The organism is Cytophaga sp. FL35, assembly GCF_014349235.1.
In the GTDB taxonomy this organism is placed as follows: Bacteria; Bacteroidota; Bacteroidia; order Flavobacteriales; family Flavobacteriaceae; genus Euzebyella.
Genome location: NZ_JACSOH010000019.1, coordinates 85,654 through 92,952, shown reverse-complemented (window position 1 = coordinate 92,952; position 7,299 = coordinate 85,654). Strand labels below are relative to the sequence as shown.

Sequence of the window (7,299 nt, the reverse complement as noted above, 5' to 3'; positions counted from 1 at the left end):
AAATTTTTAAATTTTTAGTGTTCTAGGAAATAGTGCATAACCGAGCATATGTCAATTTGACAGAGCGTATAACATAAATTTTGATGCTTCCGAATGGAACTTTCCTTATTTCATTAATAATAAGGATTTTAGAATAATTTGATCCTTACATTCTCCATATGAAGTTGTAATCCAACTTCATCAATTTCGATTGTTATCAAATTTTTAGCCTTAGACAATCCTCAAATGTCCCTTTTTGTTGGTATGATTATTTGACTTACTTTGCTTATGTTCATCAAGTTTCCTTCTCAACAATTTCATATCATTACTAATTTTTTTCTCAATTACCCTCGCATATTTTTGAGTAGTAGATAATTTTCTATGGCCTAGCAATTTAGAGACCGTCTCAATCGGAACATCGTTTAATAGAGCTATCGTAGTAGCAAAAGTATGTCTTGCAACATGGAAAGTTATATGTTTATCAATTTTGCAAATAGAGGCGATTTGTTTCAGGTAAAGGTTAAGTCTCTGATCGCTAAATACGGGTAAAAGGTGATATCCATTTTCTGCTTTTGGATAAGAAGCGTATTTCTGAAGTATTAATTTGGCTTCATTTAGCAAGGGTAATTTTACAGGTACATTAGATTTCTTCCTCCGTAGTACAATCCAATCTTCGCAATCAATTCCTTCAACGATGTTCTTTGCACTTAAATTTTTCACCTCTATATAACTCAGACCAGTGTAGCACGAAAAAATGAAAATATCCCTCACTAGAGACATACTGTCATTGGATAGTGATACATTCATTAAATAATCCAACTCGGACTGTTCCAAAAAGGCGCTATCGTATGAGTCAAATTTCAATTGGAACAAATTGAAAGGGTTAGATTTAATCCAACCATGCTTCAGAGCCATGTTCGTAAGTTTTTGAAGTCGTTCCAAGTGTTTCATTATACCATTGTTCCTCAAGGGTTGAGATTTTTTTAATGGAGAACAGGTACGTAAATAATTTTCAAATTTTGTTATAAAAGAATAATCGATGTGCAGAAGATAAATGTCCTTCACTTTATATTCTTTTTGGATAAAACGTCGAATGTACTTTTCGGTAGCCTTATAATTCTTGACAGTTCCGGGGGCTAGCTTTTGGATTTCATTTTCCCTGTGATAGGTAATCAATTCCATTAATGTCAAAACTTCTCTATCTTTTCCTGTATAGCGAAGTTTTATAGCTTCGGCCGTTATGGGATGGCCTTTCTCCAATAATTGTCTGTAGGCACTTTTTAAGTTTAAATTCACTGTATCCAGTGCATCATTAATATTGCCTGAATTTTTTACCTTGGACTTAACTCGGCAGGCATTGTAATTCCAATTCTTCTCAAGTACAGCTTTTTTTGTACTAATGTCAACTGCCTTACTATCTATCCATATACGCGCATAGATAGGAGCTGTACCATCTTTTTTAAGGGCATTTTTCCTCAACCAGAAATGAACGTTGAATGTGTGTTCTGAAATCATCACTTTCATATTTAATTGAAAACTCAGTTAAATCGAAAGCCAAATCATCTCGAAAGTCGAATCACAGGTCGTGAACTATAAATTTAGGCATTTCTTTCCTTAAAAAATAGGACACTAATTAGGACACTAATTATAGTGTCTATAAATGAATACAAAAAAAACCAGTAAAAATGTATTTTACTGGTTTTCATTTAATTACATATTAAAAAATCAATTTTAATATCCTAAGTGTCGGGATGACTGGATTCGAACCAGCGACCACACGCACCCCATGCGTGTACGCTACCTGACTGCGCTACATCCCGATTGTTTGAAAATTATACCTAAATCAATAAGGTGGGATTCTCAAAACAAGATTGCAAAAATAAAAAACTTTGTAGCATAAATGACAATAAAAACCGTCCTAATTTCCAGTTTTCATCACAACCTAATATAACTCCTTGTTATTGATTGAAATACATCAAAAAGTATTGCTTATTTCAAACTGTCAATCCACTCAATTAGCCTCTCTGTCCATCCTCTTAGGTGAACATCTTGTCTAGCCAATGAAAAGCCATGTCCCCCCTCTGGATAAATATGCATAGTAGCCGGTACCCCATTATCTTTTAATGCCTGATAAAACAAGAGGCTATTCTCCACTGGTACACCTTTATCATCTGATGCATGAACCAATAAGGTTGCAGGAGTTTCCTTTGTCACCTGCAATTCATTGGAAAAATGTTTGATACGTTCTTCTGTTTCAGAACCGTCCAACAAAGCTTTTTGAGACCCGGTGTGCTTAGTGCTTTGGCTAAATGTTATGACAGGATATATCAAACTCATAAAATCTGGTCGTGCACTTTGTTTATCGGCATTATCAATTGGCTCGTACACCTTTTCATTAAAATGCGTGCCAAGTGTAGAAGCCAAATGTCCTCCGGCGGAAAAGCCAATAATTCCAATTTGATTTGTTGCAATATTAAATTCATCCGCTTTGGACCTCACCAACCTTAGGGCCCTTTGCGCATCGATCAAGGGAACATTATAGTTTTCTTTTAAAGACTCCGATGTGGGCAGTCTATATTTGACGACAATACCCGCAATTCCTTTTCCATTTAAGAATTTTGCAATATCCGTTCCTTCCCAGTCATAAGCGAGAATTTGATAGCCTCCTCCCGGGAAAATCAACATTGCCTGTCCCGTTGCATTTTGTTTCGCCGGCAGGTATACCTCAAGGTGTGGTTCCTGAACTTTACTGATTCTTAGAATTCCTTCCTTTACATGTACTTCCTTTTCATCTGAAGCAATACGATTAGGAATTTGGTTTTTTGGCCACAGGGGAATAATGGTGTCTTGAGCGGTAATAGACATGGGTATTACAAATAATAGAGCGGTTATTAATAATTTCATTATGTATTTTTTGAGTTAATTACAAGGCCATTTAAAATTAGCAACTTTATCATTAGATCCGGCACCTAGGTTGTAATGCCACCATTCGGTTCTTATGGACCAAAAACCATGTTTTTCCATGGTTTCCTTTAAGAGTTTGCGGTTATCCAATATTTCTTTAGGTAGGTCTAAATTATCATGATAGGCCCTTTTTCCAAAAAAATCAAAGTCTGTACCCATATCCAGCTCCTCCCCTTCCAAAGTTTCCAGGGTAATATCAACAGCACCTCCCTTATTGTGTATCGAGCCTTTCTTCGGGTTGGCAACATATTGGGGATTAGGTACTATTGCCCACATTTTGTACTGAACCGAATTGGGTCTGTAACAATCAAAAAACTTGATTCTTACCCCCTTTTCCTTAAAATCTTCATTGGCCTTCAATAATGCTTTTGCCGTCTTTACCCTTGTGTAACATTCGGCACAATCATAAACCTTCTCCTTCAAAAAATTATTCTCTGTGGCATACCTCAAATCATAGGCAAACCCATCGCTGAAATCGGCTAAGCGCACAAAGGTTGTGTCCGCTAAACTTTCAAAGGTCTTAAATACCTTTTTAGGGGATTCCGATTTTTCTTTTATGGTGTCTAATTGCAAGGATACCTCATCATCCATTTTTTCTTGTTTCACTTTTTTATCGGCAGATTCTTTGCAGGAAATCGACAGGCACAACATAAAAAAAACAAATGCGAAATACTTCATGGAAGTTGAAAATGATTTTAAGTTTAAAAAAGTAGGCTTGGATACCCGTGGTTTGTATGATTGAACATCACGGCTACATAAGTGTCCAATATAGGCATATTTTATCACCTTAAAAATCAAAAAAAGACTTCCTTTTCCCTTAATAATATCAGTATCTTGGCACAACTCCTTCGAACACTGAACTATTAAATCAATTTAAGGTGAAATACTTTTTTCCGATTTTAGCACTATTGGTCTTTTCCTGTAAAGATAAAAACACAACAGATAAGCAAATTGCTCTTACAAGGGATGATAAACGGCCTAATATTATCCTCATTTTAGCCGATGATCAAGGATGGGGCGATTTGAGCAGTAGTGGAAACCCCAATTTGGAAACACCTCATATTGATGCCTTAGCAACCTATGGCGTTTCCTTTGAAAACTTTTACGTGCAACCGGTTTGTTCCCCAACAAGGGCTGAAATTCTTACCGGTAGATATTTTCCCAGAACAGGAGTATACAGTACGTCCTCTGGTGGAGAACGGATGAATTATGACGAAACTACGCTTGCGGAACTATTAAAGAACAACGGGTATAAAACTGCGGCTTATGGTAAATGGCACAATGGAACCCAAGCTCCTTACCATCCTAATAAACAGGGTTTTGATGAGTATTATGGTTTTGCTTCGGGTCATTGGGGCAATTACTTTAGTCCTATGCTAGAGCACAATGGCAAAATTGTTAAAGGAAATGGTTTTCTTGTCGATGATTTAACAGATCATGGTCTGGAGTTCATCGAAAAACATAAAGATAGTCCCTTCTTTTTATATCTTCCCTTTAATACTCCACATAGCCCAATGCAAGTTCCGGATTCCCTATGGCAAAAATTTGAAAAAAAGGAACTTCAATTTCTATCCAATCAAGATGCAAATGAAAATCAAACGTTTACTAAAGCTGCCTTGGCTTTGGTTGAAAACATTGATTATAATGTAGGACGATTAATGGCCAGATTGAGAAAGCTTTATTTGGAGGATAATACAATCGTGGTCTACTTAAGCGATAATGGACCCAATAGCCTAAGATGGAATGGTGGAATGCGAGGTAAAAAAGGCTCTACGGATGAAGGTGGTGTTCGTAGCCCGTTATACATACAGTGGACCAACTTTTTGGAAGAAGGAAAAAAAATAAACCAAATCTCTAGTGCTATCGACCTTCTACCTACCTTAGCTAGTTTGGCAGATGTATATCCCATAACTGCGAAACCTATTGATGGTAAGAACCTTGCTCCCTTATTGTTTGACGAAAACCAAAATTGGAATGACCGAGTGATTTATAACCACTGGAACGGAAAAACAAGTCTAAGAACCCAAGAATTTAGATTGGATGACGAAAATAGGTTATACCACATAACATCTGATAGAGGGCAAACCAAGGATATTTCGGAAAAGTATCCAAGTAAACGGGATTCGCTCGTTTCAATGAAAAAAGAGTGGTTATCAATGGTGGAGCCCAAAAACAATACAAATGACGAAAGAGGTTTTACCCTTGGGCATCCAAAGCAAATCTTTACCCATTTACCTGCTAGAGATGGTTTACCTCATGGGAAAATAAAAAGAAGTAATAAATACCCAAATGATAGCTATTTTACCAATTGGAATAATATTAAGGACTCTATTTCATGGGATGTGGAAGTTCTAGCCGATGGAAAATTTGAAGTGGATTTGTATTATACCTGCTCGGAAGAGAATATAGGTTCCATAATAGAACTTAGTTTAGGCGATAGCAAAATTGCCAAAAAGATTACAAATGCCCATGATCCTGAACTTATTGGAAGGAAAATGGATAGGGTGCCAAGAATGGAATCCTACGTTAAGGATTTTATACCCATAAAATTAGGTACCATGGTATTAAAAAGAGGAAACGGCACATTGACCCTAAAAGCTTTGGAAAAACCAAAATTGGAAGTTGCGGACATCCGTCTTTTGGTTTTCAAACGTGTCAATTAATCCGCACTATACTCTAAAATTTCACTATCGATATAACCAATACGTTCGGCCTTGGCCTCAAAAGACATATCCTTTGATAAAGGAGCAGCGTAAACATGCCAAATAGTGTCCTTTGACTGCCTAAAGACTACGGTCGCATCGTTTTTTGGAGAAATAAGTTCAATTCCTTCATTGGTCACTTCAAGTTGTAACTCGTCCAATCTAGGTTGTTCGCCATCAATTAACCAGCGTTCCATTAAAATCCTTTCATCCATTCTACCCAAGTCATTGGTTTCCTTCATCCAATCGTTCAACAATTGTCTATATCCAATTAGGGTTTGCTGATAATCTGGGTCTAAGGCCAAATTATGTAACTCATAGGGATCTTCCTTTAAGTCATACAATTCTTCTTCCGGTTTAGTAGGATTTAGCCATAACTTCTGCTCATCATTCAGTGTTCCTTCGGCGTACATTTTCCGAAGCTCCCTCATCATTGGCATTTGTTCCCGATACGATACATTCAAGGCATGGCTCAAGTTTGTATTGAAACTTTTGATGTACTTATACTCCGTGGACCTTACAGCCCTTAATCTATCATAAATTTCATCAAATCGGTCAGAACTATGATATGTATACTCCGGCTTGTCCTCTACCTCAAATTCCCCGAACATCGCCTTGCCCTGAATTACCTTAGGAGGTTCTATACCCGCCATAGAAAGTACGGTGGGGGCATAATCTATAAAACTAATAAGCCTGTCATCCCTTGTTCCCCCATCCTCATTTTCAGGAAATTTAATAATCAATGGAACCTTTACACCCGTATCGTATAAAGCCCTTTTATGTCTTGGGAAGGGACCACCATGGTCTCCGTAAAAAAATATAATACTATTTTCATATAAGCCGTCTTCCTTTAAATCCTTTATAATTTCACCTAGTTGATTATCCAACCTTTTTAGATTACTATAATTAACGGCAAGGTCATGGCGAATTGTATCGTTATCAGGAAGGTAGGGAGGTACATGCAATTCTTTAGGGTCTACAAAGAGACTATCCTTGCCTCGATTCCAAATTTGACTTTCGTGACAAACCGAAAAATTAAAAACGGCAAAAAATGGCTGATTCCCCTCTCTTTTTCGGTAGTGTCTTTTAGGACTACTATCATCCCAAGCAGCATCCGTCTTTTCAAAATTATAATCTTCCTTGGGCCCATTAGCAGTGTAGTATCCTTCTTTTCTTAAATACTCTGTAAACATTCTTACACCTTCCGGAACTACAGGGGAATAACTGGGCAAACTATCCAACAAGGGTTCGTTTATTGCTCTCCATGGGGTATGGGTGCGCATATTGTGTGTTCCCAAGGTAGTGGGATACATACCGGTAATCAATGAACTGCGGGCAGGAGCACACACAGGAACAGGTGCAACCGCATTATCAAAGGTTATCCCATCTGCCGATAAACTTTCCAAATTTGGTAAGGAGATACTTTTATCTCCATACATAGGGAACCATTCTGGGGATTGATCTTCGGCTACAAGCCAAATAATATTTGGTCTCGTCTCTTTTGCAGAAGTTTCATCGTTGGTTTTACTCTCACCACACGACTGAAAAATTATCAGTGGTAAAAAAAACAATAGGTGCAGGCTTTTCATAGTCAAGGAGGTTGTATGCTATAAATATACCTGTTTTTTAATGCGAAAAAGAAAACCCCTCACTT

5 protein-coding genes and 1 tRNA gene are annotated in these 7,299 nt (G+C 37.3%); 1 reads left to right on the top strand and 5 read right to left on the bottom strand.

What is annotated here, in order from left to right; all coding sequences use genetic code 11:
* Positions 1 to 210: 210 nt before the first annotated feature.
* From BIZ36_RS15065 to BIZ36_RS15050, 4 genes are all read right to left on the bottom strand, one after another.
* Positions 211 to 1,503, bottom strand: a complete 1,293-nt coding sequence (locus BIZ36_RS15065) for a site-specific integrase (protein WP_222937414.1) — start codon at positions 1,501 to 1,503, stop codon at positions 211 to 213.
* A gap of 222 nt (positions 1,504 to 1,725) precedes the next feature.
* Positions 1,726 to 1,799: transfer RNA gene (locus BIZ36_RS15060), tRNA-Pro, on the bottom strand.
* Between the two features lie 169 nt (positions 1,800 to 1,968).
* Positions 1,969 to 2,883 carry an alpha/beta hydrolase gene (locus BIZ36_RS15055; RefSeq protein WP_187458715.1) on the bottom strand — a complete coding sequence of 305 codons (915 nt, stop codon included), beginning with the start codon at positions 2,881 to 2,883 and terminating at the stop codon, positions 1,969 to 1,971.
* A 15-nt stretch (positions 2,884 to 2,898) separates the two neighbouring features.
* On the bottom strand, positions 2,899 to 3,621 hold the full coding sequence (locus BIZ36_RS15050; RefSeq protein ID WP_187458714.1) for a M15 family metallopeptidase: 723 nt from the start codon (positions 3,619 to 3,621) through the stop codon (positions 2,899 to 2,901).
* 200 nt (positions 3,622 to 3,821) lie between these two features.
* Between BIZ36_RS15050 and BIZ36_RS15045 the strand changes: the two genes are divergently transcribed.
* Positions 3,822 to 5,606, top strand: coding sequence for an arylsulfatase (locus tag BIZ36_RS15045; protein WP_222937413.1), 1,785 nt, complete (start codon positions 3,822 to 3,824; stop codon positions 5,604 to 5,606).
* Here the strand turns inward: BIZ36_RS15045 and BIZ36_RS15040 are convergent.
* Positions 5,603 to 7,234: a sulfatase family protein gene (locus BIZ36_RS15040; RefSeq protein WP_187458713.1), complete on the bottom strand. Its 1,632-nt coding sequence runs from the start codon at positions 7,232 to 7,234 to the stop codon at positions 5,603 to 5,605. The genes BIZ36_RS15045 and BIZ36_RS15040 overlap by 4 nt on opposite strands.
* Between the last annotated feature and the right edge of the window lie 65 nt (positions 7,235 to 7,299).